This is a genomic window from Streptomyces sp. NPDC029169, assembly GCF_055563935.1.
Map to the genome: position 1 here is coordinate 359,050 of NZ_JBVHXA010000004.1, position 23,431 is coordinate 382,480.

Below are 23,431 nucleotides of genomic sequence, written 5' to 3' on the forward strand. Positions count from 1 at the left end.
CCGTTCGCGGTCGGGTCAGGCGATGAGCAGGCCGATGCCGCCGAGGGTGTACGCGATCATCAGCGCGAACAGGGGAAGTTGCCCGGCCACGGCCCGGGCGGGCGGGAAGAGGCGCACGGCGCGGTCGTGGGCGGCGACGACACCGAGGACGTGGCCGGTGACGATCGCGGCGACCTGGAGGGTGGCGAGGGCGCCGGGGGCCAGGGGTGGGGCGGCCGAGGGGGCGTTGTCAGTGCCCCCTGCCACGATGACGGTACGTGGTCCTTCGGTGACGAAGAGTGTGAAGTAGTGGGCGACGAGATAGCCGAGGGCGATGGGCAGGAGGGAGTGGGCGAAGGAGGTGAGGGGGGTGGTGAGTGCGCGATCCATCAGGCGCAGGGCGCCTGCGCAGAGGGCGTAGAGGGCGGCGACGAGGGCGACGGCGGCGAGGAGGCCGAGGGTGGCGGTGAGGGTCGGGCCGAGGGGGGAGGTCTGGAGGGTGGTGATCCAGCGGGGGTTGTCGGAGAAGCCGTCGTAGGCGGTGGAGCCGAGCAGGACACAGACGGTGGCGACGAGGCCGGGGGTCGGCGGGGTGGAGTCGAGGCCGTTGAAGGGGGAGCGCAGGACGAGGCGGCCGTCGGAGCGGCGGCCGAGCGGGGAGAGCCGGGCGAGGAGGGAGGAGTAGACCTCGAAGGGGTCGGCGTGGGCGAACCAGTCGGGGCCGTGGCGGGCGGCGCCGAGGAGGCCGGTGGCCGTGAGGACGGCGAGGAAGGTCAGGAGGGTGGTGGTCGACGTGGGGTCGGGGGCGGCGAGTTCGAGCCAGGCGAAGAGGAGGAGTCCCGCGGCGGCGGGGCGGATGCCGAGGCCGGCGGGCAGGGGACGGGGGGTGCGGGGAGCGGGGAGCAGGGCGTGGAGCGCGCGCAGGGGGTTCAGGAGGCGCCAGACGGGGCCGAGGAGAAGGGAGGCGGGGACGAGCCCCACCCAGAGCAGGACGTAGACGGCGCCGGGCGCGGGGTTGCGGTCGGGGTCGTCGGGACCGAGGAGGAGGTGGAGGAGGACGGTCGCGGCGGCGGCCGTGCCGAGCAGGCGCAGGGCGGTGCGGGTGGCCGGGGCGTCGGCGAGGCGCTGGACGGCGACGGGCAGCGGGCGGCCGGCCAGGGCGCCGCGGTAACGGGAGGCCGGCCAGAGCAGGCCGAGAGCGAGGAAGGAGACGAAGAGCGCGGCGAAGGCTCCCGCGTAGGCGTAGAAGGGCGAGAGCGGGAGGTCGTGCTGGGAGCCGATGCCGTGGGCGAGGAGGTGTGCGGGGGCGTTGAGGTGCGCGGGGGCGGGGGCGGTCATCGGACGACGAGCTGGGTCAGGAGGAGCCCCGCTTCGTGGGTCTCGACCTCGAAGAGGCCGGTGCGGTCGGCAGTGAGGGTGAGGGAGCCGGATGTGCCAGGGGGGAGGGGCAGTTCGCGGTCGTAGCCGTGGACGTGGAGGGTGTCGGCGCGGTCGCTGGTGACACGGAGGGTGAGCTGTTCGCCCTTCTTCAACTCGATGCGGGAAGGGGGTGGTTGGACGGACGAGCCGGTGATGGTGATCTCGACGGTGCGGCCGGGGGCGGGGGCGGTACTGGTGGCGGTGGCCGCCGTCGGGGGCGCGGTGGCGGCGAGGGGGACGGTGGCCCCGACCGGCTTGCCCGCGACCGCCCAGGCGGTGTGGTCGTCCGCGTGGAGGCGGACGGTGACGGCGCGGGCGCCGGGCGGGACGTGGTGCCAGGGGCCGTAGAGGCGGGCGGTCTCCTTGCCGTCGACCAGAAGGCGGGCGTGGCCGCGGCCCGGGATGGCCGCGCCGCCGACGCTCTCGGGGGTGAAGCGGAACCTCTCCACGGCGAGGTGGATGTTCCAGCCGCCCTCGGCGTCGGGCCGCACCTCGACGCGTACGGCGGGCGCCCCTGCGGCCGGCACCTCCCGCAGCCGGTGTCCGCCCTCGTCCTTCGCCGCGAGCAGCGTGCCACTGCCCGCGGTCGCCTCCTGATGGCCGGTGCCGGGCTTGTGGTGGGTGGTGGCCCGCCCACCACACCCGGCGGCGGCCAGGACGACGGCGAGGACGACCCCGGCGAGGACTGCGACCCGACGGGACGTGGGGCGGCCAGTCGCGGCCGCCACGCGCGCCACGCCGGGCGCGGCAACGCGCCTCACGCCGGGCGCCGCGAAGCGCACCACCACGCGCCCGACGCCGGGCACCGCGACGCGCACCACCACGCGCCCCACGCCGGGCACCGCAACACGCCCCACCACGCGCCTCACGACGGCTCCCCGGCGTTCGCCTCGCGCGCGGCCGCGGTGACCGGAGCCGGACCGGGGGCCTGGGTGGGTTCGTGGTCGTCCGCTCCCCCAGGGGCGCGCCGGGCCGCGACCGCCGCGGCCCACAGCACCCACACCACCGCGAGCAGGCCGCGCAGCCACGCGGGGCTGAGGGGGATCCAGGGGATCATCAGGACCGCCTTGTCGAAGGCGTCGAGGAGGGTGAGGGCGCCCAGGGCGAGGGTGGTCCAGGCGAAGGCGGGGCGGGTCGGGCGCAGGGCGAGGCCAAGGGCCGTCCACCAGGCGCCGATCAGGAGGAGCGCGAGGGCCGGGAGAGGGCCGGAGGTCAGGCTCAGCGTGGAGCCCGCCACGTCCAGGGCCAGGCCGACGAGTCCCAGGAGGGTCGCGACGCCCGAGAGGCGGTTGCCACGGAGCCGGCGCCACCACAGGACGCCGCCGACGAGGGCGAGCACGACGGCGATCCCCAGGGCGAGCTGGGTCTCGACGCGCTGGATCCCTCGCGCGCCGTACCAGTCGCAGCCCGCGGGCAGCCGACGCGCCTGGACGTTGTAGTCGGCGCACACCAGCAGGTGGGCGAGCTTGGCCGGTTCGCCCACGAGCCTGTCGGTGTTCCCGGAGACCTCACCGCGGCGCGTCCCGCACTCGGGCAGGGCGCCGGGGGTCGACGCCCCGGACGTCCTACCGTCGGACTGCCAGCAGTTGCCGCCGCCCTGGCCGTCCCACCACACGTCCGTGCGGTTGGGCCGGGAGGCGCCGGACTTGTCGACGCCCAGGTGGTTGCCGGCGTAGCGGTTGTGGTGGGAGGTGTCGGTCTGCTTGCCCCAGGCCGACTCGCCGCGGATGTGGGCGGGGACGGCGCTCAGGAAGAAGGCGGCGCGCTGGTGTCCGTACACCCAGTTGTCCTCGTACAGGTTCCAGTTGCCGCCCGCCGTGATGATGCCGGTGCCCGGCGGCATGGAGATCTGCGGGCAGACGACGCCCTGCTCGTAGCCGCGCTCGACGGGCGGCTTGGCGCAGGTGCCGTCGGCGACGTACCGGTAGTAGTTCTCGTTGTTGTCGTGGATCAGGTTCCGCTCGAAGCGGGCGTGGTTCTGCGGGAGTCCGGGGTGGCCGGGGAAGGCGGAGTCCATGGAGGCACCGCCCATGTTGTGGTCGAACTCGTTGTCGTGGACCCACACCGAGTCGCCCGCCGTGCCGCTGTAACCGACCATGTTGTGGTGGCTGCGGCAGCCGGTGATCTCGATGGAGTAGCGCGGGACGTCGTAGCCGCGGCCGTCGTTGATGTCGGACGCCGAGCCGGGGTAGATGCCGGAGTCACCGTTGCCGTACGACTCGCAGTTCTTGTACAGGCCGTGGTCGGAGGCGAAGGTCAGGAAGCCGTACTCGTCGTTCCACCGGGTCAGCACGTTGTCGATGACGAAGCCGTCGGCCGCCAGCACGTACAGCGAGTTGAAGGTGGTCCGCTGGGCAGTGAAGTTGCGGAAGTAGATGCCGTCGGAGCCGTCGGCCCGCAGGGCGTTGAGCTTGGTGTACTTCGCGTCGAGGACGACGTCGAGGCGGGAGGCGCCGGTGCCCTCGATCTGAAGGTCCTTCTTGCCGAGGATCGCGACCAGGTTCTGGTTGTGCGGGCACTGCTTCTGCTGCTCGTAGGACAGGATCTGGTAGCCGAGCGCCGACCTGGGGGCCTTCAGCGCGGCGCAGGCGCCGGTCGGCGCGGGCTGCGAGGGCTCCTCCTCGTACAGGCCGGGCAGGACGGCGATCGTCATCCCGGGCTTGTCGACGGCGTCCACGGCCTCCTGGAGATGGCGGAAGCCGCTGCGCGTACAGCGGTCGAAGAGGGCCAGGTTCCGGGCCTTCAGCTCGGCCGGGAATCCCGAGACCCGGCGGGTGAAGTCGGCCCGGTCCGTCTTGCAGACCAGGAGATCGGGCTCCCCGGTACGCAGCGTCGGCACGCTGCCGGAGCCGTCGGGGAAGGTGACGGGCCGCTCCTCGTGGGCCTGGGCCCCGGAGGCGGTGACAAGGGCGGCGGCGAGCGCCGCGATAACGACCGAGAGCGCGACAAGGAGCCTGCGGGTCCACGACATGCGCGTGAGAGTAGAGCAATGTTCATCTTTTGGAACCCCTCGTGCACGCATCACGTCGAACCAAGACCCGAACCGAGACCTCGTTCGACGCGAGCGCCCCGTTGACGTGAGCGGTCGCGGAATCCTACGGTCCTCCATAGGATTCCTCTGCGGGCTCAGGACAGGAGCGGGCGATGACCACGGAACAGGCCACGGAACTGGCACGGAAGACCGCCGAGGCGCTGACGTACAGCACCGGGTTCGGCAACGAGCACAGCTCGGAGGCGGTCCCCGGCGCGCTGCCGCACGGCCGCAACTCGCCGCAGCGCGCACCCCTCGGGCTGTACGCCGAGCAGCTGAGCGGCAGCGCGTTCACCGAGCCGCGCGCCCACAACCGCCGCTCGTGGCTCTACCGCATCCGCCCCTCGGCCGCGCACCCCCCGTTCACCCGGGTCGACAACGGGGCCGTCCGCTCCGCGCCGTTCACCGAGACCGTGCCGGACCCCAACCGGCTGCGCTGGAACCCGCTCCCCGACCCGGCGCCGGGCACGGACTGGCTGGCCGGCCTCTGGACGCTCGGCGGCAACGGCGACACGACCCAGCGCACGGGCATGGCCGTGCACCTCTACCACGCGAACGCCTCCATGGAGCGGGTCTTCAGCGACGCCGACGGCGAGCTGCTGATCGTCCCCGAGCGCGGCGGCCTCCTCCTCCGTACCGAACTGGGCCTGCTCGCCGCCCACCCCGGCGAGGTCGCGCTCATCCCGCGCGGCGTCCGGTTCCGCGTCGAGCTCCTGGACGAGACCGCCCGCGGGTACGTCTGCGAGAACTACGGGGCTCCCTTCCAGCTCCCGGACCTCGGCCCGATCGGCGCGAACGGCCTCGCGAACGCCCGCGACTTCCGGGCGCCGGTCGCCGCGTACGAGGACGTCGAGGGCCCGGTCGAGGTCGTCAACAAGTACTGCGGAAACCTCTGGTCGGCGACGTACGGCCACTCCCCGCTCGACGTCGTCGCCTGGCACGGCAACCACACCCCGTACGTCTACGACCTGCGCCGTTTCAACGTCATCGGGAGCATCTCGTACGACCACCCGGACCCGTCGATCTTCACGGTCCTCACCTCGCCGACCGACACCCCCGGCCTCGCGGGCGTCGACTTCGTGGTCTTCGCGCCGCGCTGGCTGGTCGGCGAGGACACCTTCCGGCCGCCGTACTTCCACCGCAACGTGATGAGCGAGTACATGGGCCTCATCGAGGGCGCCTACGACGCGAAGGCCGAAGGCTTCGTCCCCGGCGGCGGCTCGCTGCACAACATGATGTCCGCGCACGGCCCGGACCGGGAGACGTTCGACAAGGCCAGCGCCGCCGAGCTGAAGCCGCAGAAGATCGACGACGGTCTGGCCTTCATGTTCGAGACCCGCTGGCCGGTCACCGCCACCGGCCAGGCCGCGGGCGCCGACCACCTGCAGAGGGGCTACGACGACGTATGGCAGGGTCTTGAGCGCCACTTCCGGCCGTAGAGTCTCGTAGCCGTCGAGTCTCCCAGTCGTCGTACGGAGAACGCCGTGACCGCCTTCGCCCCCGACTCGCTGGTCCTGAACCGCAAGCTGCCGCTCTGGTATCAGGTCTCGCAGTCGCTGCGCGCCTCCATACTGGGCCGCACGCCCGACGCCTCGCTGCGGCTGCCCACGGAGGAGCAGCTCGCCGCCCACTACGGCGTGAGCGTGCTGACGATGCGCCAGGCACTCAAGGAGCTGGAGGAGGAGGGCCTGATCAGCAGGCACCGGCGGCGCGGCACGTTCATCGAGCCGGGCGCCCGCCGTTCGACCCCGCGCCGGCTGCTCGGCTCGATCGACGCCATCGTGGCCCAGCAGTCCGGCGAGCGGACCACGGTCCTCGGCCACGGCGCCGAGCCGGTGCCAGGCGAGCTCGCCGAGTACTTCCCCGATGTCGCGGAGGTGATCGCGTACCGGCGGCTGCGGCGCGACGGGGAGAGCGGCGAGCCCACGAACTGGGCGCAGAACGCGGTACGACCCGAGGTCGCGGCCGGTCTCGACCCGGCCGATCTGGAGCGCTGGCCGATGACGAAGGTGCTGCGGGATGTGATGGGGGTCCGGATCAGCCGGATCACGGACACCGTCGAGGCGCGGCTCGCGGACCCGGAGACGGCGGCACTGCTCAAGGTGCCGCTGCTCTCGCCGATCCTGCACTACACGGGCGTCACCTACGACGAGGCCGGCCGGGTGGTGGACGTAGCCCGGATCCGGTACCGGGGCGACCGGTTCTCCTTCACCGTGACGGTGGAGGCACACTGAGTCCGTGTCCAGCAGGTGGAGGCGCACTGAGTCCCGTGTCTAGCATGCTGGGCGTGACCGATGACGTACCGCTGGACGACGCGCCCCTCCTGGACGAGCTGATGCCGTGGTCCGTCGCGCCGCTGCGGCTGGGCCGGTCGTGGATCGTGGCGCCGGACGTCCGCACGCTGCGCGAGCGCTGGAACCGGCTGGTCGCGGCGGAAGGGGAGGAGCGCGCGGAGCTGTTCCGGCCCAGCCGGGCGCGTACGCCGTCGAGTGCGGTGGCCGCGCTGCCCGGGCAGCGGACCGGCACGGTCCGGTTCGCCCGCGAGTCGGGGCCGTGCCCGGAGCCGGTCCGGCTGGCGCACGGCCCCTTCGACGAACAGTGGCTGCTCCCCGATCACCGCCTCATCGACACGGCCCGCCCGGAGCTGTGGCGGGTCGCCGACGAGCACCAGCTCTTCGCCGTCGAGCAGGGGTACGTGCCGGGTGCGGCCGGTCCCGCCCTTCTGGTGACCGCCGCGCTGCCCGCAGGCCGTTCCCCGGCCGGGCGGCCCGGCCGGATCCGTCCGCTGTTCCGGCGCCCCAGGGGCGAGGAGCCGAACGTCTCCCCCGGTCTGCTGCCTCTGCTCAGCGAACGGTACGGGTGTCAGGTCACCGCCCCCGACGTCCTGGCCTGGGCCCTGGCGGCCGCCCGCCCCTCCTCCGCCGGCTGCCGCGTCCCGCTCCCGGCGGACCCGGACGTCTGGTCCAGGGGCGTCGAGCTGGGCCGGAGGCTCACGGACATCCAGCTGCGGGGCGCCCGCGGCGGCGAGCGGCCCCGCCTTCCCGGCGGCCGGCGCCCCTATGTCCGGGCGCCCATCCCGGCACGGCCCACCACGCTCGCGTACGAGCCCAGGGAGGAGACCCTGACCCTCGACGAGGGCAGGATCTCGCCCGTACCCGCCGAGGCGTGGGACTTCCATGTCGGGGGTGTACGGATGCTGGAGCAGTGGTTCGCGCACCGCACCGCGCCCGCCGAACCCGGCACCCTGGAGGCGATGGGCCCGGCGGCCTGGCCGCAGGAGTGGACCTCCGAACTCCTGGAGCTCGTCACGGTGCTCGCGCTGCTCGCCGAGCGGGACGGGGAGCGGGGGGCTCTCACGGAAGGGCCGCGGCTGACCCGGGCCGCACTGCGGGAGGCGGGTGTGCTGCCCGTACCGGGCGCGGCCCGCCGCCCCGCCTCCGTCTTGGACCACCAGGAGGAGGGCCCGGAGGGCCAGTTCGCGCTGCTCTGAACGAACCCTCACGACGAGCCCTCACCACGTGACGAGGGCGACGGTGACAAGGCCCCGTCCGCAGGGTAGGCAGGGCTGTCATGAGCACTCAGCCACTCCCCCTGGAGGGGATCACGGTCGTCGCGGTCGAACAGGCCGTCGCCGCCCCCTTCGCCACGCGCCAGCTCGCCGATCTGGGCGCCCGTGTCATCAAGATCGAGCGCCCGGACGGCGGTGACTTCGCGCGCGGGTACGACACGGCGGCCCGGGGGCTCGCCTCGCACTTCGTCTGGTGCAACCGCGGGAAGGAGTCGGTGGCCGTCGACCTCAAGGACGGGCGCGGGCTCGGCCTGGTCCGACGCCTTGTGGCCGGCGCCGACGTCTTCGTACAGAACCTGGCGCAGGGCGCGGCGGCCCGGCTCGGCCTGGACGCGGCCACACTCTGCGCGGCGCATCCCCGGCTGATCGCGGTCGACATCTCGGGGTACGGGCCGGGCGGACCGTACGCGCACAAGCGGGCGTACGACATGCTCGTGCAGTGCGAGGCGGGTCTGGTGTCGGTGACCGGGACCGAGGAGCAGCCGGTGAAGTCGGGGATCCCGGCGGCCGACATCGCGGCGGGGATGTACGCGTACGCGGGCGTCCTCGCCGCGCTGGTGCGACGCGGGACGACAGGGCGGGGCGGGCCGGTGGAGGTGTCGCTGCTCGACTCGCTGGCCGAGTGGATGGGGCATCCGCTGCACCACGGGATGCACGGGGGCACGGCCCCGGCGCGCACCGGTCTGGCGCACGCCGTCATCGCGCCGTACGACGCCTATCCGACGGCCGACGGGAGCCTGGTGCTGCTGTCGGTCCAGAACGACCGCGAGTGGCGCCGACTGGCCGCACAGGTGCTGGAACGGCCGGATCTGGCGGACGATCCGGCGTTCGCGACGAACACGGCGCGGGTGGCCGGTCGCGCGAAGACGGACGCGGTGGTGGCCGAGGCGCTGGCTCCGCTGACGGCGGCGGAGGCGCTGGCGCGGCTTGACGCGGCGGGGATCGCGTGTGCACGGCTGAACACGGTGGCGGATCTGGCGGAGCATCCGCAGCTGGCGGCGCGGGAGCGGTGGCGGGAGGTGGGGTCGCCGGTGGGGGCGCTGCGGTCGTTGTTGCCGCCGGTGGTCTTTCCGGATGGGGCGGAGGCGCCGATGGGGCGCATCCCCGCGCTGGGCGAGGACACCGACATGGTCCTTGGCGAGTTGGGGGTCACCGAGGTGGAGCTGCGGGCGCTACGGGTGGACGGTGTCGTGGCGTGACGAGGTCACAGGGTGAGCGGGGTGGGCGCGCGCCGTCGTTCGGGTTGTGCCCACCGTCCCTCCCCCTAGGACGTCGTCCTGAGGGGACCCCTTAGCCCCTGCTGCCGAAGAGGCTGCGGCGGAGGCGGCGGAGAGGGGCGAAGAGCGAGACGCGGGCACTCTTGCTGCGGTGGCGCTCCGTGACGTCACGCGACGTCAGCTCACGCATCAGCAGCGTCGCCTCGGCCGCCTCGCGCTGAGGCACGACGGGGCCGCCGAGCACCGCGAGATGACGGTCGAGCCGCGAACTGGTCGCACTGCTCCCGCATGTGATGGCAGGCACTCGCGGCCTGCTGCGCATTGCTATCTGTTCCATGACACTCCCCACCCTATAGAGGGCACCCGGCCCGGGCAGGTTAACCCTATCGCTCCGCTGTGACACTCGTGTATCCCGACGGCAGGATTCACCGCACTCGTACGGGGGTTGACGACTACTGTCCGAATCCTTCTGATTCCAGGGCGAGTTGGACTGCGCTCGAACGCCTGGCGAACCGTCACGAACCATCCTGCACGCAAGGGCGTCACCTGTGGTCACCTGACGATGTGTGATCTCCACCACCAAGATCACCTCGCGATTCCGCCCCGGTGTTCGAAGTCCCCGGACCGGGGGCAGAAATGCTCCACCGGCCGACGACGGATGGGGACGCGCCATGACCGTGATCGCGGGGCGGTACCGGCTCCTGGACGTTCTCGGGCAGGGCGGCATGGGCACCGTCTGGCGTGCCAGGGACGAGGTGCTCGGCCGCGAGGTGGCCGTGAAGGAGGTCCGCGCTCCGGCCGGTCTTGCCGCCTCCGACGTACGCCGGCTGTACGCGCGCCTGGAGCGGGAGGCCTGGGCCGCCGCCCGGATCTCGCACCGCGGCGTGGTGACGGTCTACGACGTGGCCACCGAGGACGGCCGCCCCTGGATCGTGATGGAGCTGATCCGCGGGCTGACCCTGTCCGACGTCATCGAGGCCGAGGGGCCGATGCCCCCGCGGCGCGCCGCGCTCATGGGCGCCGAGGTCCTGGCGGCCCTGCGCGCCGCGCACGAGGCGGGGGTGCTGCACCGGGACGTGAAGCCGGGCAACGTGCTGCTCGCCAACGACGGCCGGGTCGTCCTGACCGACTTCGGGATCGCGGCGGTGGAGGGGACGTCCGGTCTCACGATGACGGGCGAGTTGATCGGCTCGCCCGAATTCCTGGCTCCGGAGCGGGCGTTGGGCCGCACGCCGGGCCCGGCCTCGGACCTGTGGTCGCTGGGCGTACTGCTCTACGCGGCGGTGGAGGGCAGTTCGCCCTTCCGGCAGGAGACTCCCCTGAGCACGCTGCGCGCCGTGGTGGACGAGGAGCTTCCGCCGTCGCGCCGGGCGGGGCCGCTCGCCCCGGTGATCGAGGGCCTGTTGCGCAAGGATCCGCGCGAGCGTCTCCAAGCGGGCGACGCGGAGAGGCAGTTGCGGATCGTGGGCGCGGGCGGCGCGGCGAGGTCGGGGCCGGTGTCCTCGGAGCCGTACGAGCCGAGCCGCCCGGTCATGACCGCCGACCCGACGCCGACTCCACCCCTGCCACAGCCCGTGCCCGCGTCCTCCGCCCCGCTACCGCCATCGCCCCCGACCTCGGCCTCGGAGGGCCGCTCCGGGCGGGCGGTGGCCGTCCTGGCGACCGGGGTCGTCCTGCTGCTGCTCGCCGTGGGCGGACTGGCGTACGCGCTGCTGCGGAACGGAGGCGGCGGTCAGGGACCGGGGGGCGGGTCCACGAGCAGCGCCCCGGCGACGAGTCCGCCGGCGACGGGCACGCCCTCGACCGGCTCTCCCACCACCACGTCCGCCACCCCGAGCGGCCCGACGGCCACACGCACCACCACGCCACCGCCGGTACCGACGGTCCTGGTGTACGTGCGGGCCGTGCGCGGCAGCTACAGCGGCGCGTGCCCGCCACCCGAGGCCCAGGCCCCCGCCTTCGCCGCCACGCTGACGGTGGGGCACACGCCCGCCTCGGTGGAGTACCGCTGGGTCACGGAGAGCGGGGAGAGCTCGGCGAAGGACGGCTGGCAGAAGCTGGAATTCCCGGCGGGCGGGCCGAAGGAGAAGCAGGTCGACCACACGGAGCTGACCCACCGGGCGGACGGCACACACCGCGACCGGATCAGGATGGAGGTACGCGCTCCGGTCGAGAAGCGCTCGAACTGGGTGGCGTTTGCGGTGACCTGTGAGCAGGCGACCCCGACGGGCGGGGCCACCTACCCGAGTGACTCGCCTACGCCACGGCCCTGAAGGGGGGCAGATAGCCGCCGGACTGGCCGGAGGCGGTGGGGTGGTACGACTCGCCGATGTTGAACCAGTTGACGCTGTGCAGCCAGGCCGCGCCGGAGCAGATCTCGTGTCCGGTGAAGGCGGTGACGACACTGGCGAAGGTATAGCCGTGGTCGGCCGCGCGCTTGGCGGTGGCGGCGTTGAGGTGGTCGGCGCCCCCGTTGATGGCGGCGCGCTTGCCCTCGCTCATCCCGGCGATGCAGCTGCCGCCGAGCTTGTAGAAGCGCGGGTAGCCGAGGACGACGACCCGGGCGTTCGGAGCCTTGGATCTGATGGCCGAATACACCGCGTCGAGCTTCCCGGGCAGGGTGGTGTCGACGTAGGCCTTGGCTTGATTCACTCGCTCGATACAGGTGGCTTCCGACGACGTGACGCAGGTGGTCATGACGTCCGCGAAGCCGGCGTCATTGCCTCCGACGGTGATGGAGACCAGGTCGGTGGCGGTGGAGAGGGGTCCGAGCTGCCCGCTCGTGACATCACCCGTTCGGGCGCCCGAGCATGCCGTGAACGCGAAGGACGAGGGTGAGTTCGCGTTCTTCCAGAGGACGGGGTAGGCCTTCGTGGAGCGCTTGCAGTTGCCGCTGGCGCTGTCGTAACTCCCCGCGCCGACACCGGAGGAGTACGAGTCACCGAGCGCCACGTAGTCGAGCGCGGCGGTTTCGGCGGCCTGGGCGGCTCCCGCCCCGGTCAGGGCGAGGACGGCGCCGAGCAGGAGTGAGGATGAGATTGCCGCGAATCGGGACAGTTTCATGGAACCTCCCTGTAGCAGGATCTCTGCGTTACTAGGTAGTAGCAGCGGTCCGGCCATGCTGGAAGTGTCCATGCCAAGGAGATTTGGCGGGTTGCCGCCGACTGTCCGTCAGGGACCGTCGAGATCAAGCCAGCTGATGGATCTTCGATCGAAATGATGGCGGGGGAATTGCGCAGGAGTTTCGTTCAGCCCCCATGACACCTTCGGACACACGGATGGTGAAAAACCGATCGGGACGGTTCGCATCTGACCGTCGAAGGTTCGCCAATTACCAGAAAGGGGAGTCGTCGATCCAGTACTTGCCATACGGTCCTATTCATCAATACCGTCGTACATCTCACCCGCATCGGTCCATGGCGCCAACGGCTCTGGGGAGGGCTCGAGCGCTGTGGTGGTACCGGAGCGGGGCGCGGTAGGGGGGTGCTGTGCTCGGTGCGCGCTTGCGTGCACCGAGTCGCGTGCCGCGCGGCTTGAGATGCCAACTCACCCATGCCGTACGGCGATCGTCGCTGCACGGACGGGGTGAGTACCCCCCTTTCGTAACCGGACAGACCACCGGACAGCCCGGGGGTGGGCGGTCCACCGGACGAGAGGGAAACACCACTCATGAGCTCATTCCTGCGCCCGGCCGTCACCGGCCACGAAGCAGTGGACCAGAGCCGAATAGCAGCCCAATACAAGGCGATCACCTCGCATTTGGCGATCACGCCACCGGTGAGCGTCGTCATCCCGGCGATGAACGAGGCGGAAAATCTGCCCTACGTCTTCAAGTCCCTCCCGGACTGGATCCACGAAGTCGTGCTCGTCGACGGAAACTCCACCGACAACACCGTCCATGTGGCCCGGGAACTCCGGCCCGACGTCAAGGTCGTCAAGCAGGTCGGCAAGGGCAAGGGCGACGCCCTGATCAGCGGATTCGCCGCCTGCACCGGCGACATCATCGTGATGGTCGACGCGGACGGCTCCGCGGACGGCCAGGAGATCGTCTCGTACGTCTCCGCCCTGGTCGGCGGCGCCGACTTCGCCAAGGGCTCGCGCTTCGCCAACGGCGGTGGCACGGACGACATGACGCGAATCCGCCGGCTCGGCAACTGGGCGCTGTGCGCCCTGGTCAACCGCAAGTTCGGCGCCCGCTACACCGACCTCTGCTACGGCTACAACGCCTTCTGGCGCCACTGCCTCGACAAGATCACCCTGGACTGCACCGGCTTCGAGATCGAGACCCTGATCAACATCCGGGTCGTCAAGGCCGGCCTCAAGGTCCAGGAGGTGCCCAGCCACGAGTACCTGCGCATCCACGGCGTCAGCAACCTCAACGCCGTACGGGACGGCATCCGGGTGCTCAAGGTCATCCTCAAGGAGAAGGGCGTCAGACGCGCGGCCCGCCGCAGGCCGAACACCTTCTCGGTCAACATCCCCCGGGGAGAGGCGTCTTGAGCGACCGCCGGTTCTCGGTCGTGATCTGCGTCTACACGGAGGAGCGCTGGGAGGACATCCTCGCGGCGGTCGAATCCGTACGGAACCAGTCGCATCCGGCACAGGAGATCCTGCTCGTGGTCGACCACAACGAGCGTCTCCTGGCCCGGCTGGCCGAGCAGTTCACGGACAGGCGTCTCGATGATGAGGAGGAGGTGCGGGTGCTCGCCAACGCGGGCCCCCGCGGCCTGTCCTCCGGACGCAACACCGGAATCGCCGCGTCCCGCGGCGAGTTCGTGGCCTTCCTCGACGACGACGCCGTGGCCGAGCGGGACTGGCTGCAGTACTTCGCGGAGGGGTACGACGACCCGCGGGTGATGGCGGTCGGCGGGCGGACCGTGCCCGCCTGGGCGTCGGGCCGGCGACCGGACTGGTTCCCCAAGGAGTTCGACTGGGTCGTCGGCTGTACGTACCGCGGTCTGCCGCCGGGGCGGGTCCGGGTACGCAATGTGCTGGGCGGCAACGCCTCCTTCCGGCGTACGGCCTTCGACGCGGCGGGCGGCTTCGCCACCGGCATCGGGAGGGACGGCGACCGGCGGCCCCTCGGCTGCGAGGAGACGGAGCTCTGCATCCGGCTCTCCCAGGCCCTCCCCGACGCGGTCCTGCTGATCGACGACCGGTCCGTCATCCACCACAAGGTCCCGGCCGCGCGCGAGCGCTTCGGCTACTTCCGTACCCGGACGTACGCCGAAGGGCTCTCCAAGGCCCTCGTCTCGAAGAGCGTCGGCGCGGGGCGGGGCCTGGAGGCCGAACGGCGGTACACCACCCGGGTGTTGCCGACCGGCGTCGTACGCGGCCTGCGCGACGCCCTGCTCGGACGCCCGGGCGGCGCCGGCCGCGCGGGCGCGATCGTGGCGGGCGTGGCGATGGCGGCCGGCGGATACGTACGGGGGGCGCTGCGGGCGCGCGGGGGCGGGGCGACGTTCTCGTCGGGGCCGATTCCGTCGTGGTCGGACGGGTCGACGGGGGCGGAGGCGGCTCCGGCGGCGCCGCCCGCTTCGGAGGTGGTCGTGTGAACGAGCCCGTACCGATCCTGATGTACCACGCCGTGGACCACGAGCCCGCTCCGGCCACCCGTCGGCTGTCCGTCTCCCCCGAGGCGTTCGCCGCGCAGATGGCGGTCCTGGCCGACCGCGGGTTCACCCCGCTCACCACGGCCGAACTGGCCGGGGCCTGGCGCGCGGGACGGAGCCTGCCCGCGCGCCCGGTCCTGATCACCTTCGACGACGGGTACGAGGGTGTGCACCGGCACGCGCTGCCCGTGCTCGCCAAGCACGGCTTCGCGTCGACGCTGTTCGTCTCCACGGGCTGGCTGCGGGGGACGTACGACGAGGGCGGCGCCCTGGACACCATGCTCGACTGGGACCAGGTCCGCGAACTGGCCGCCGCCGGCACGGAGATCGGCGGGCACACCCACACCCACCCGCAGCTCGACCAGGTCGACGCGCGGCGGCTCTGGTACGAGACCCTGCGCTGCAAGGAGATCGTCCGCGAGGAGCTGGGCCGCGCGCCGGTGTCCTTCGCCTATCCGTACGGGTATTCCGACCGGCGCGTCCGGCGGACGGTCCGGGCGACGGGCTACGCCCAGGCGCTCGCGGTGGGGAACGCGACGGCGCGGCGGCGACAGGGGCCGTACGCGCTGGAGCGGCTGACCGTGCGGCGGTCCACCCGGATCGAGGAGTTCGAACGACTGCTCGAAGGCCGGGCGATCGGGCGGACGTTCGCCGTGGACCGGGCGCTGACGAAGGGGTACGCGGTGGTACGCCGGACCCGCGGTGCGCTGCGGGCGGCCGGGCGGTACGGGCCGCTCTGAGGGGCGGGGGGATTCCGGGGCCGTTCGGCGGCCCCCGGATCGTCCCGTTCAAAACACCGTGCACGGAATGCCCGGTTGCCGGATCATGGTCGCCATGTCAGCCACGCCATCCGAGGAGTCCGCGCCGTCCGAGCCGGAGCGGGCGCTGCCCCTCCGCCTCACCATCGACGACAGCGACTCGCCGTCCGACGTCATCGACGCGCTGTTCCTCGGCCGTTTCGCGACGGGCGAGCAGCCGCACTCGTACAGCACGACCCTGGACCGGGTGAAGCCCGCCGCGACGCTCCTGCCGGCCGGGGCGACGGTGCTGCGCGCGGCCAAGGACGACGACCGCGCCGCCGTGCTCGCGGAGGGCGAGGGCTGGACGCTGCTGATCTCCCGCTGGAACCGGGGCGCGGACGTGACGGTCACCGCGACCCGGCCGGAGCTGGCGGAGAGGATCCTCAAGGAGGCGACGGACGGGGCGAAGGACGAGCCCGAACCGCAGCCCGAGAACGTCACGATGGGCTTCTGGTACGTGTCGCCGCGGCGCGGCCCGCACCGTACGACCCGGCAGATCAGCGCCGGGACGTGGGAGGAGATCCGGGCCAACTACACGGCGCCGGTGGCGGAGGCGATGGACCGGCTGATGAAGGTCACCCCGGACGACATCGCGGGCCGGCTGCTGCTGCTCCACGGGCCGCCGGGGACGGGCAAGACGTCCGCGCTGCGCACGCTGGCGAGGTCGTGGCGGGACTGGTGCCAGGTGGACTGCGTGCTGGACCCGGAGCGGCTCTTCAACGACGTCGGCTATCTGATGGACATCGCGATTGGCGAGGACGAGGGTACGGCGAAGGGGCGGTGGCGGCTGCTGCTTCTGGAGGACTGCGACGAGCTGATCCGCGGCGAGGCGAAGCACACGGCGGGGCAGGCGCTGTCCCGGCTCCTGAACCTGACGGACGGGCTGCTCGGCCAGGGCCGCAACGTGCTCGTGGGGGTCACGACGAACGAGGACCTGGAGCGGCTCCACCCGGCGGTGGTCCGCCCCGGCCGGTGCCTGGCGCGGATCGAGGTCGGGGGGCTGACGCGGAGAGAGGCGGTGGGGTGGCTGGGCGCGGAGGAGGGGGTTCCGGCGGATGGCGCGACCCTGGCCGAGCTCTTCGCCCTCCGCCGAGGCACCCCGGCCCCCGGCCTCCCGGAGCCCAGGACCCCGGACGCGGGGATGTACCTGTAGCCCGGGGCGTGGCGAGCCCTCGGAGGAGCCGAGCCTGTGCCCCCGTGCCCAGGGCCTTGCGGAACGGCACCGAAACGGGCACCGCTCGTCGTGGGTTGTGCCCACCCGTCCCTCCCCCTAGGACTTCGTCCTGGGGGGACCCCCAGCGGGACGATGGCCCACAACGGTCATGCGACACCACCGCGCCGCGAAGCCGGCGCCCCTCGGGACCGGGAGCAGAGCCCGGCGCCGCGAAGCCGGCGCGCCCTCGGCGCCGAGGGCCGATCCCCGCACCGCAAAGCCGACGCCCTCCGGGCCGAGGGCCGATCCCCGCACCGCAAAAGCCGACGCCCTCCGGGCCGAGGGGGATCCCCGCACCGCGAAGTCGGCGCCCTCGGGGGCCGGGGGGCGGAGCCCCGCGCCGCGAAGCTGGCGCTCTCCTCGGGACGCCCGGCGCGGAGCCGTGAAACTCGCTCCCCAAGCCGCGAAGCCGGCGCCCCTCGGCGCCGGGGACGGCGCTCTGCGCCGTAAAGCCGATCCCTCGGGGGGACGGGGCCGAACCCCGCGCCGCAAAGCCGGCGCCCTCGGGGCCGGGGGCCGATCCCCGCGCCGCGAAGCCGGCGCCCCTCGGGGCCGGGGGCGGAGTCCCCGAAACCCCCTCCCCCACGAGCCCCCGGCAGGGTCTCGGGAAGGGGCGGGGTGGGGGAGTCAACTCTCGTACGTCGCCCGCAAGGCGTCCTCCACCGCCGACTCCGCCGCTTCGCGGCTCAGGCCCAGGCGCCTCGCCTCGGCTGCGTACGTCGCCGCCGCGCTCGCCGCCAGGCGGGTCGCCGCGTCGCCCGCCGCTGCGACGAACGTGCCGTGGCGGCCGCGGGTCTCGATGACGCCGTCCGCCTCCAGCGACTTGTACGCCTTGGCGACCGTGTTCGCCGCCAGGCCCAGTTCCTCCGCCAGGCCCCGTACCGTCGGGAGCTTGTAGCCGACCGGCAGCGCGCCGGAGCGGGCGCGTTCGGCGATCTGGGCGCGGAGTTGTTCGTACGGGGCGGTCGAAGATTCCGTGTCCACGGTGATTCGCAATGTCACGGCCCCGATTCTGCCGAAAATGGGAGGCGGCCGCGCCACTCCCCCGCATAGCGTGCGGCACCATGACTGTGCTCGTCCGTGATGTGCGCCCCGAGGACGCCGAGGGTTTCGCCCTCGTACGGCGCGCCGCGCTCCCGTTCATGCTCGCCAGCGGCGCCCAGGTGGCCCACGACTGGGGGCACGCCCATCCCGACGCCCACGCGCGCCCCCTCGTCGCCGAGATCGACGGCGAGATCGTCGGCACCTCCCAGCTCGGCATCGCGCACGACGCGCCGGAGACCGGCATCGGCTCCGTCAACATCTACGTACACCCCGACCGGCGCGGCCACGGCGCCGGCACACTCCTGCTGCGGGCCTCCGAGGAGCACCTCGCGGAGTGCGGCGCCACCACGCTCTACAGCTGGGTCCTCGACGCGCCGGACTTCCGCGCCTTCGCCGAGCGGCACGGCTACACCCCCAGCCGCTCCGCGCACTTCCTCCGCCTCGATCTGACGACCGCCGTCCTGCCGCCGCTCCAGGAGCCGCCGCCCGGCGTCGAGCTGCGCACGGCCGCCGACTTCACGGCCGACCCGCACCCCCTGTTCGTGCTCGACGCGCTGACCACGGCCGACGAGCCCGGCGACGTGGGCGCCGAGCTGACGGACTACGAGCACTGGCTGGCGACCACCTGGGAGCACCCGCTGCTCGACCGCGAGCTGACCACGGTCGCCGTCGCCGACGGTCGGCCCGTCGCGTTCAGTGCCGCCCAGACCGACGGCCTGGGCCGCTACGGCTCCGGGATGACCGGCACGCACCCCGACGCCCGCGGCCGGGGTCTGGCCAAGCTCGTCAAGAACCGGTCCCTGCACCTCGCGCGCGCCGCGGGCCGCACGGAGGCGTTCACGGGGAACGACACCGGCAACGGGCCGATGCTGGCGATCAACAAGTGGTTCGGTTACGAGATCTGCGCGACGGAGGTACGCCATGTCCGCACGCTCGGCTGAGGTCGACGTGGTCCTGATGAAGGCAGGGCGGACGAAGATCCGCTACTCCGCCGACGTCCTCTCGGACGACGGCACCCGGCTGACCGTCCGCGCCCCCTGGGCCGCCGAGGGCGTGCGGGACTTCGGCTTCGTACGGTTCGAGCCGGGTGACGTGTTCGTGGAGCATTACTGGCGCGACCGCTGGTACGCGGTCAAGGAGGTCCGTTCCTCGGACGGGGCGCTCAAGGGCTGGTACTGCGACGTCACCCGGCCGGCCGAGGTCGGCGGCACCGGGGCCGGCCGCGCCGAGGTGGTGGTCGAGGACCTGGACCTCGACCTGTGGGTGTCGGCGGACGGCAGCGAGGTGCTGCGGCTGGACGAGGACGAGTTCGAGGCGAGCGGCCTGGCCGCCTCCGACCCGGAGGCGGCGGACCGCGCCGTCATGGCCCTGGACGAGCTCGAACTCCTCGGCCGCGAGGGCCTCGTCCGGCTGCTCGGCCTCGGCAAGGACGGGCTCGCCCAAGGACTCGGCGTCAGCCGGGACGACCTCGGCGAGGACGGCCCCGCCCAAGGACTCGGCGTCAGCCGGGACGACCTCGGCGAGAATGACCTCGGCAAGGACCGGCTCGGCAAGGACGGGCTCGTCCCACGGCTCGGCGTCAGCCGAGGATGACGTCCGACTGCTCGGCGGCGAGGAAGCCCGGCAGCGGCACGCCCAGCGGGCCGGAGGGCGTGAGCTGCATCAGCGTGGCCTGCACGCGCGCCGCGCCCGTCCGGTAAGTGGGGCTGTTCACGACGCCGGAGTTGGTCCAGTCGTGCACCTGGCCGTCGCAGACGGCCCGGGTGCCGCCGATGCCGTGGGAACGGGTCTCCTGGACGAGCGTGCTGCTGACGAAGACCGGGCCGGCGCTGTCGTCGAGGCAGCGGTACGTGCCGGTGAGGGTGACCGTGCCGTCGTCGGCGACGGTTCCGTACGCGTCGATGGAGAGGTCATCGACGGGGGCCGCGTAGGCGGTGGTCGCGGTGGCGGCGAGGAGTGCGCCTGCGGCGAGGGCAAGACGGACACGCATCAGGGGGATCCCTTCGGGGTGGGGGGTGTATCGCCCGGCCAGGGATACCGGATCAAGCCGCATCGTGTCCGAAACTCACCCGATCGGGGGCGAGTTGAGCCGCTTCCGGTAGTGAATACGATCGTACGGTCCGTCCAGTCGGCGCTCGACGACCTCGTAGCCGTACCGCTCGTACGTCTTCTGGTTCTCCCACATCATCGCGTTGGTGAGCAGCCGGATCTCGGGCAGTCCGAGCTCGCGGGCGCGGGCTTCCACGAAGGCCAGCAGGCGGCGGCCGAGGCCCGTGCCCTGGGCGTCGGGGTGGACGGCGATGTTGTCGAGATACAGGTGGTCGGCCTCGGTCCTGAGGACCACGAGGCCGACCACCGGGTCACCGGCGACGAACACCCGCCCCGCAGCGACGTCCGCCGCGTGGTCCGCCTCCATCGGGCCCGGCACGAGGCCGATCCGTTCGATGTAGTGGTGATAGGCCGCGTCGGTCACGGCCTTCACCCGCGGAACGTCGGAGGTCACTGCGAGCCGGATGTCCTGAGTCATACCGACACGTTACGACGGCGGATGATCACCTTCTTCACCAGCGGCCAGGCCAGCAGAAGCACGATCACCGCATACACGGTCACCGAGAACGGCGTGTTGACCAGACCCGTCAGCGAGCCGTCGCTGATCTGCAGCGCGCGGCGCAGCTGCTGTTCCGCGGCCGGGCCGAGGATGACGCCGATGACGGCGGGCAGGACGGGAAGTCCGTAGCGCCGCATGCCGAAGCCGATCAGGCCGATGAGCAGCAGGATGACCAGGTCGAGCGCCTCGCCGCCGACCGCGTACGCGCCGACGGCGGCGAAGAAGAGGATGCCGGCGTAGAGGTACGGACGCGGGATGCGGAGCAGCTTGGCCCAGACGGGCGCGAGCGGCAGGTTGAGCGCGAGCAGCAGGACCATGCCGACGAAGAGCGAGGCGATCAGGCCCCAGACCAGGTCGGGTTCGCGTTCGAAGAGGAGCGGTCCGGGCTGGATGCCGTACTGCTGGAAGGCGGCGAGCATGACGGCGGCGACGGCCGTCGTCGGCAGGCCCAGGGTCAGCATGGAGACGAGCGTGCCGGCCGCGGACGCGGAGGCGGCGGACTCGGGTCCCGCGACGCCCTCGATGGCGCCCTTGCCGAACTGGTCCTTGTGCTTGGAGAGCCGCTTCTCGGTGACGTACGAGAGGAAGGTCGGGATCTCGGCGCCGCCGGCCGGTATCGCGCCGAACGGGAAGCCGATGACGGGGCCGCGCAGCCAGGACTTCCAGGTGCGCTTGACGTCGTCCTTGCCGAGCCACGGCCGTCCGACCGGGATGGCCTCGCCGGCCGTACGGCGCAGGTGGGCGGCGACCCACAGGGCCTCGCCGATGGCGAAGAGGCCGACCGCGACGATCACGACGTCGATGCCGTCGGCGAGCTGGAGCGAGCCGAAGGTGAGGCGCTGCTGGCCGGTCATCTGGTCGAGGCCGACCAGGCCGAGGGTGAGGCCGATGAGGAGCGAGGCGAGGCCGCGGATGCGGGAGGAGCCGAGGACGGAGGTCACCGCGATGAAGGCGAGGACCATGATGGCGAAGTAGTCGGGCGCGCCGATGTCGACGGCGAGCGCGGCGACGGTCGGGGCGAGGGCGACAAGGAGGAGCGTGCCGATCATGCCGCCGGTGAAGTGGCCGATGGCGGCGGCCGCGAGGGCTTGGGCGCCGCGGCCCGCCTTGGCCATGGGGTTGCCCTCCATGGCGGCGACGACGGCCGCGCTCTCGCCGGGGGTGTTGAGCAGGATCGAGGTGGTGGAGCCGCCGAACATGGCTCCGTAGTAGATGCCGGCGAACATGATGAAGGCGCCGGTGGGTTCGAGTCCGTACGTCACCGGGAGCAGCAGGGCGACCGCCATGGCGGGGCCGATGCCGGGCAGGACGCCGATGGCGGTGCCGAGGAGCACGCCGATGGCGGCCCACAGCAGGTTCATCGGGGTGAGGGCCGTACCGAATCCGTCGATCAGGGAGTTCAGTGAGTCCATGGGTCAGAGCACTCCCATCAGCGGGCCGCCGGGCAGCGGAACTCCGAGAAGGTTGTTGAAGACGACGTAGGTGAGGAGTGAGAGTCCGGCGGCGATCAGCGGGTCGCGGTGGAGGTGGCGGCTGCCGAGGGCGTAGGCCGCGCCCCAGAAGAGCAGGGCTCCGGCGATGGGGAAGCCGACGGGTCCGATGAGGACGGCGAAGGCGAGGAAGACGCCGGCGAGGAGCAGGACCGTACGCCAGTCGCTGGGCTCGGAGAGGTCGATGTCCTCGCCGCCCTCGGCCTCGCCGCGGCCGCCACGCAGGACGTCGACGGCGAGGAGGACGGCGACGACGAGCAGGCCGGCGCCGACGACGACCGGGACGGTCTTGGGGCCGACGGGGCCGCGCTGGGCGATGTCGACGGTCATGGTGAGGGCGTCGGTGAGAACGAGGACACCGATGAGGAAGAGGAGGGCGCTGACGCCGAGCTCGGAGTGCTCGCGCAGCCAGGACCTCTTCGCCGGCGGGGCGGCCGTCGTGGTCGTGGTCGTTGTCGTCACAGTCCCAGCTCCTTCAGAACCGAGCCGACCCGCTTGTCCTGTTCGGTGAGGAAGGAACCGAACTGCTCGCCGGGCAGGAAGGCGTCGTTCCAGCCGTTCTTCTTCAGCGACTCGCGCCACTGCGGGGTGTCGTGCAGCTCGGTCACCAGGCCGACGAGCTTGTCGCGCTCGGCGTCGGAGAGGCCGGGCGGGGCGACGATCCCGCGCCAGTTGATGAACTCGGTGTCGAGCCCGGCCTCCCGCAGGGTCGGGGCGTCCAGGCCCGGGACCCGCTCGGCGCCGGTGACGGCGAGCAGCCGCAGCTCGCCGGACTTGATCTGGTCGAGGTACTCGCCGACGCCCGAGACGCCGAAGGCGACCTTGTTGCCGAGGATGGAGGCGAGGAGCTCGCCGCCGCCGTCGAAGGGGATGTAGTTGACGCTCTTCGGCGCGATGCCGGCGGCCTGGGCCATCAGCATGGGGGCGAGGTGGTCGGGTCCGCCGGGCGAGGAGCCGCCGCCGACGGGCAGCTTGCCGGGGACCTTCTTCCAGGCGGCGAGCAGGTCCTGGATGGTCTTGTACGGGGAGTTCTTGCCGACCACGACGATGTCCTGCTCCATGGTGAGCCGGGCGATCGGGGTGGTGTCGGCGAGGGTCTTCGGGGTCTTGTTGGTGTGGACGGCGCCGACGACGCCGAGGCCCATGGACATCGCGAGCCGGCCGTTGCCGTGCTCGCCGACGAGCCGGGTGAGGCCGACGGTGCCGCCGGCGCCGGGCAGGTTGAAGACCTCGATGTCGGTGGTGAGACCGGCGTCCTCGGCGTTCTTCGCCGCGGTGCGGGCGGTGATGTCGTAACCGCCGCCGGGTGTGTTGGGGACCATGAACCGCAGGCCCGGGATCTGGGTGCCGGTGTCGGAGCCGCTGCCGCCGGCGAGCAGGGGCGGCCCCACCAACACCAGCAGCGCGGCCCCGAGCAGGGCGAGGGGGGTGCGCAGACGCACGTGTGCCG

The 23,431-nt window shown here is 72.4% G+C and carries 21 protein-coding genes and 1 pseudogene; 11 read left to right on the forward strand and 11 right to left on the reverse strand.

The window, feature by feature from the left end; all coding sequences use genetic code 11:
- Window positions 1–15: 15 nt before the first annotated feature.
- From ACZ4VI_RS10890 to ACZ4VI_RS10900, 3 genes are all read right to left on the reverse strand, one after another.
- The gene (locus tag ACZ4VI_RS10890; protein ID WP_467998663.1) at window positions 16–1,317 is read right to left on the reverse strand and encodes a hypothetical protein; all 1,302 of its coding nucleotides are present in this window, start codon (window positions 1,315–1,317) and stop codon (window positions 16–18) included.
- Entirely contained in the window at window positions 1,314–2,126 is an 813-nt protein-coding gene (locus ACZ4VI_RS10895) for a hypothetical protein (RefSeq protein WP_467998837.1), read from the reverse strand. Before ACZ4VI_RS10895 ends, ACZ4VI_RS10890 begins: the two co-directional genes overlap by 4 nt.
- 137 nt (window positions 2,127–2,263) lie before the next feature.
- Complete coding sequence (locus ACZ4VI_RS10900) at window positions 2,264–4,369, reverse strand: right-handed parallel beta-helix repeat-containing protein (protein WP_467998665.1); 2,106 nt, start codon at window positions 4,367–4,369, stop codon at window positions 2,264–2,266.
- A gap of 173 nt (window positions 4,370–4,542) precedes the next feature.
- Here ACZ4VI_RS10900 and hmgA point away from each other — a divergent pair, with 173 nt between their 5' ends.
- The 4 genes from hmgA to ACZ4VI_RS10920 all read left to right on the forward strand — a co-directional run bounded on the left by hmgA (window position 4,543) and on the right by ACZ4VI_RS10920 (window position 9,196).
- Window positions 4,543–5,868, forward strand: coding sequence for a homogentisate 1,2-dioxygenase (gene hmgA, locus ACZ4VI_RS10905; protein ID WP_467998667.1), 1,326 nt, complete (start codon window positions 4,543–4,545; stop codon window positions 5,866–5,868).
- Window positions 5,869–5,913: 45 nt separating this feature from the next.
- Window positions 5,914–6,663 carry a GntR family transcriptional regulator gene (locus ACZ4VI_RS10910; RefSeq protein ID WP_467998669.1) on the forward strand — a complete coding sequence of 250 codons (750 nt, stop codon included), beginning with the start codon at window positions 5,914–5,916 and terminating at the stop codon, window positions 6,661–6,663.
- A 44-nt stretch (window positions 6,664–6,707) separates the two neighbouring features.
- Window positions 6,708–7,919, forward strand: a complete 1,212-nt coding sequence (locus tag ACZ4VI_RS10915) for a type ISP restriction/modification enzyme (protein ID WP_467998838.1) — start codon at window positions 6,708–6,710, stop codon at window positions 7,917–7,919.
- An 80-nt stretch (window positions 7,920–7,999) separates the two neighbouring features.
- Window positions 8,000–9,196, forward strand: a complete 1,197-nt coding sequence (locus tag ACZ4VI_RS10920) for a CaiB/BaiF CoA transferase family protein (RefSeq protein ID WP_467998671.1) — start codon at window positions 8,000–8,002, stop codon at window positions 9,194–9,196.
- Window positions 9,197–9,287: 91 nt separating this feature from the next.
- Here ACZ4VI_RS10920 and ACZ4VI_RS10925 read toward each other — a convergent pair whose 3' ends face one another.
- Window positions 9,288–9,551: a hypothetical protein gene (locus ACZ4VI_RS10925; protein WP_467998673.1), complete on the reverse strand. Its 264-nt coding sequence runs from the start codon at window positions 9,549–9,551 to the stop codon at window positions 9,288–9,290.
- A 334-nt stretch (window positions 9,552–9,885) separates the two neighbouring features.
- On the opposite strand from ACZ4VI_RS10925, the gene ACZ4VI_RS10930 reads away from it, so the two are divergent.
- Complete coding sequence (locus ACZ4VI_RS10930) at window positions 9,886–11,487, forward strand: serine/threonine-protein kinase (protein ID WP_467998675.1); 1,602 nt, start codon at window positions 9,886–9,888, stop codon at window positions 11,485–11,487.
- On the opposite strand, the gene ACZ4VI_RS10935 is transcribed toward ACZ4VI_RS10930, so the two are convergent.
- Window positions 11,471–12,277 (reverse strand): SGNH/GDSL hydrolase family protein, encoded by an 807-nt coding sequence (locus ACZ4VI_RS10935; RefSeq protein WP_467998677.1) that lies wholly within the window; start codon window positions 12,275–12,277, stop codon window positions 11,471–11,473. The genes ACZ4VI_RS10930 and ACZ4VI_RS10935 overlap by 17 nt on opposite strands.
- Window positions 12,278–12,883: 606 nt before the next feature.
- Here ACZ4VI_RS10935 and ACZ4VI_RS10940 point away from each other — a divergent pair.
- From ACZ4VI_RS10940 to ACZ4VI_RS10955, 4 genes are all read left to right on the forward strand, one after another.
- On the forward strand, window positions 12,884–13,714 hold the full coding sequence (locus ACZ4VI_RS10940) for a glycosyltransferase family 2 protein (protein WP_467998679.1): 831 nt from the start codon (window positions 12,884–12,886) through the stop codon (window positions 13,712–13,714).
- Entirely contained in the window at window positions 13,711–14,769 is a 1,059-nt protein-coding gene (locus ACZ4VI_RS10945; RefSeq protein ID WP_467998681.1) for a glycosyltransferase family 2 protein, read from the forward strand. Before ACZ4VI_RS10940 ends, ACZ4VI_RS10945 begins: the two co-directional genes overlap by 4 nt.
- Window positions 14,770–14,789: 20 nt before the next feature.
- Window positions 14,790–15,566: a polysaccharide deacetylase family protein gene (locus ACZ4VI_RS10950; protein WP_467998840.1), complete on the forward strand. Its 777-nt coding sequence runs from the start codon at window positions 14,790–14,792 to the stop codon at window positions 15,564–15,566.
- 85 nt (window positions 15,567–15,651) lie between these two features.
- Window positions 15,652–16,779 carry a DUF5925 domain-containing protein gene (locus ACZ4VI_RS10955; RefSeq protein ID WP_467998841.1) on the forward strand — a complete coding sequence of 376 codons (1,128 nt, stop codon included), beginning with the start codon at window positions 15,652–15,654 and terminating at the stop codon, window positions 16,777–16,779.
- Window positions 16,780–17,466: 687 nt separating this feature from the next.
- Here ACZ4VI_RS10955 and ACZ4VI_RS10960 read toward each other — a convergent pair.
- Window positions 17,467–17,841: a GntR family transcriptional regulator gene (locus ACZ4VI_RS10960; protein ID WP_467998683.1), complete on the reverse strand. Its 375-nt coding sequence runs from the start codon at window positions 17,839–17,841 to the stop codon at window positions 17,467–17,469.
- A 62-nt stretch (window positions 17,842–17,903) separates the two neighbouring features.
- Here ACZ4VI_RS10960 and ACZ4VI_RS10965 point away from each other — a divergent pair, with 62 nt between their 5' ends.
- Complete coding sequence (locus ACZ4VI_RS10965; protein WP_467998685.1) at window positions 17,904–18,824, forward strand: GNAT family N-acetyltransferase; 921 nt, start codon at window positions 17,904–17,906, stop codon at window positions 18,822–18,824.
- Window positions 18,805–19,284, forward strand: a pseudogene (locus ACZ4VI_RS10970) (ribonuclease FAU-1 family protein); the annotation flags it as partial. The gene ACZ4VI_RS10965 and the pseudogene ACZ4VI_RS10970, both read left to right, overlap by 20 nt.
- Before the next feature lie 178 nt (window positions 19,285–19,462).
- On the opposite strand, the gene ACZ4VI_RS10975 reads toward ACZ4VI_RS10970, so the two are convergent.
- From ACZ4VI_RS10975 to ACZ4VI_RS10995, 5 genes are all read right to left on the reverse strand, one after another.
- Window positions 19,463–19,873 (reverse strand): DUF6299 family protein, encoded by a 411-nt coding sequence (locus ACZ4VI_RS10975; RefSeq protein ID WP_467998687.1) that lies wholly within the window; start codon window positions 19,871–19,873, stop codon window positions 19,463–19,465.
- Between the two features lie 75 nt (window positions 19,874–19,948).
- The gene (locus ACZ4VI_RS10980; protein ID WP_467998689.1) at window positions 19,949–20,410 is read right to left on the reverse strand and encodes a GNAT family N-acetyltransferase; all 462 of its coding nucleotides are present in this window, start codon (window positions 20,408–20,410) and stop codon (window positions 19,949–19,951) included.
- Window positions 20,407–21,903, reverse strand: a complete 1,497-nt coding sequence (locus tag ACZ4VI_RS10985) for a tripartite tricarboxylate transporter permease (RefSeq protein ID WP_467998691.1) — start codon at window positions 21,901–21,903, stop codon at window positions 20,407–20,409. The genes ACZ4VI_RS10980 and ACZ4VI_RS10985 overlap by 4 nt, the downstream gene beginning before the upstream one ends.
- Window positions 21,904–21,906: 3 nt before the next feature.
- Window positions 21,907–22,443, reverse strand: a complete 537-nt coding sequence (locus ACZ4VI_RS10990; RefSeq protein ID WP_467998693.1) for a tripartite tricarboxylate transporter TctB family protein — start codon at window positions 22,441–22,443, stop codon at window positions 21,907–21,909.
- Window positions 22,440–23,423, reverse strand: coding sequence for a Bug family tripartite tricarboxylate transporter substrate binding protein (locus tag ACZ4VI_RS10995; protein ID WP_467998695.1), 984 nt, complete (start codon window positions 23,421–23,423; stop codon window positions 22,440–22,442). Before ACZ4VI_RS10995 ends, ACZ4VI_RS10990 begins: the two co-directional genes overlap by 4 nt.
- Between the last annotated feature and the right edge of the window lie 8 nt (window positions 23,424–23,431).

Excerpts from the sequence above, each read along its gene's own strand:
- ACZ4VI_RS10980 (WP_467998689.1), bottom strand. The coding sequence starts at position 20,410 with ATGACTCAGGACATCCGGCTCGCAGTGACCTCCGACGTTCCGCGGGTG.
- ACZ4VI_RS10965 (WP_467998685.1), top strand. The coding sequence starts at position 17,904 with ATGACTGTGCTCGTCCGTGATGTGCGCCCCGAGGACGCCGAGGGTTTC.
- ACZ4VI_RS10930 (WP_467998675.1), top strand. The coding sequence starts at position 9,886 with ATGACCGTGATCGCGGGGCGGTACCGGCTCCTGGACGTTCTCGGGCAG.
- ACZ4VI_RS10920 (WP_467998671.1), top strand. The coding sequence starts at position 8,000 with ATGAGCACTCAGCCACTCCCCCTGGAGGGGATCACGGTCGTCGCGGTC.
- ACZ4VI_RS10950 (WP_467998840.1), top strand. The coding sequence starts at position 14,790 with ATGTACCACGCCGTGGACCACGAGCCCGCTCCGGCCACCCGTCGGCTG.
- ACZ4VI_RS10925 (WP_467998673.1), bottom strand. The coding sequence starts at position 9,551 with ATGGAACAGATAGCAATGCGCAGCAGGCCGCGAGTGCCTGCCATCACA.
- ACZ4VI_RS10955 (WP_467998841.1), top strand. The coding sequence starts at position 15,652 with ATGGTCGCCATGTCAGCCACGCCATCCGAGGAGTCCGCGCCGTCCGAG.
- ACZ4VI_RS10940 (WP_467998679.1), top strand. The coding sequence starts at position 12,884 with ATGAGCTCATTCCTGCGCCCGGCCGTCACCGGCCACGAAGCAGTGGAC.
- ACZ4VI_RS10915 (WP_467998838.1), top strand. The coding sequence starts at position 6,708 with ATGCTGGGCGTGACCGATGACGTACCGCTGGACGACGCGCCCCTCCTG.
- hmgA (WP_467998667.1), top strand. The coding sequence starts at position 4,543 with ATGACCACGGAACAGGCCACGGAACTGGCACGGAAGACCGCCGAGGCG.
- ACZ4VI_RS10985 (WP_467998691.1), bottom strand. The coding sequence starts at position 21,903 with ATGGACTCACTGAACTCCCTGATCGACGGATTCGGTACGGCCCTCACC.
- ACZ4VI_RS10935 (WP_467998677.1), bottom strand. The coding sequence starts at position 12,277 with ATGAAACTGTCCCGATTCGCGGCAATCTCATCCTCACTCCTGCTCGGC.
- ACZ4VI_RS10975 (WP_467998687.1), bottom strand. The coding sequence starts at position 19,873 with ATGCGTGTCCGTCTTGCCCTCGCCGCAGGCGCACTCCTCGCCGCCACC.
- ACZ4VI_RS10890 (WP_467998663.1), bottom strand. The coding sequence starts at position 1,317 with ATGACCGCCCCCGCCCCCGCGCACCTCAACGCCCCCGCACACCTCCTC.
- ACZ4VI_RS10900 (WP_467998665.1), bottom strand. The coding sequence starts at position 4,369 with ATGTCGTGGACCCGCAGGCTCCTTGTCGCGCTCTCGGTCGTTATCGCG.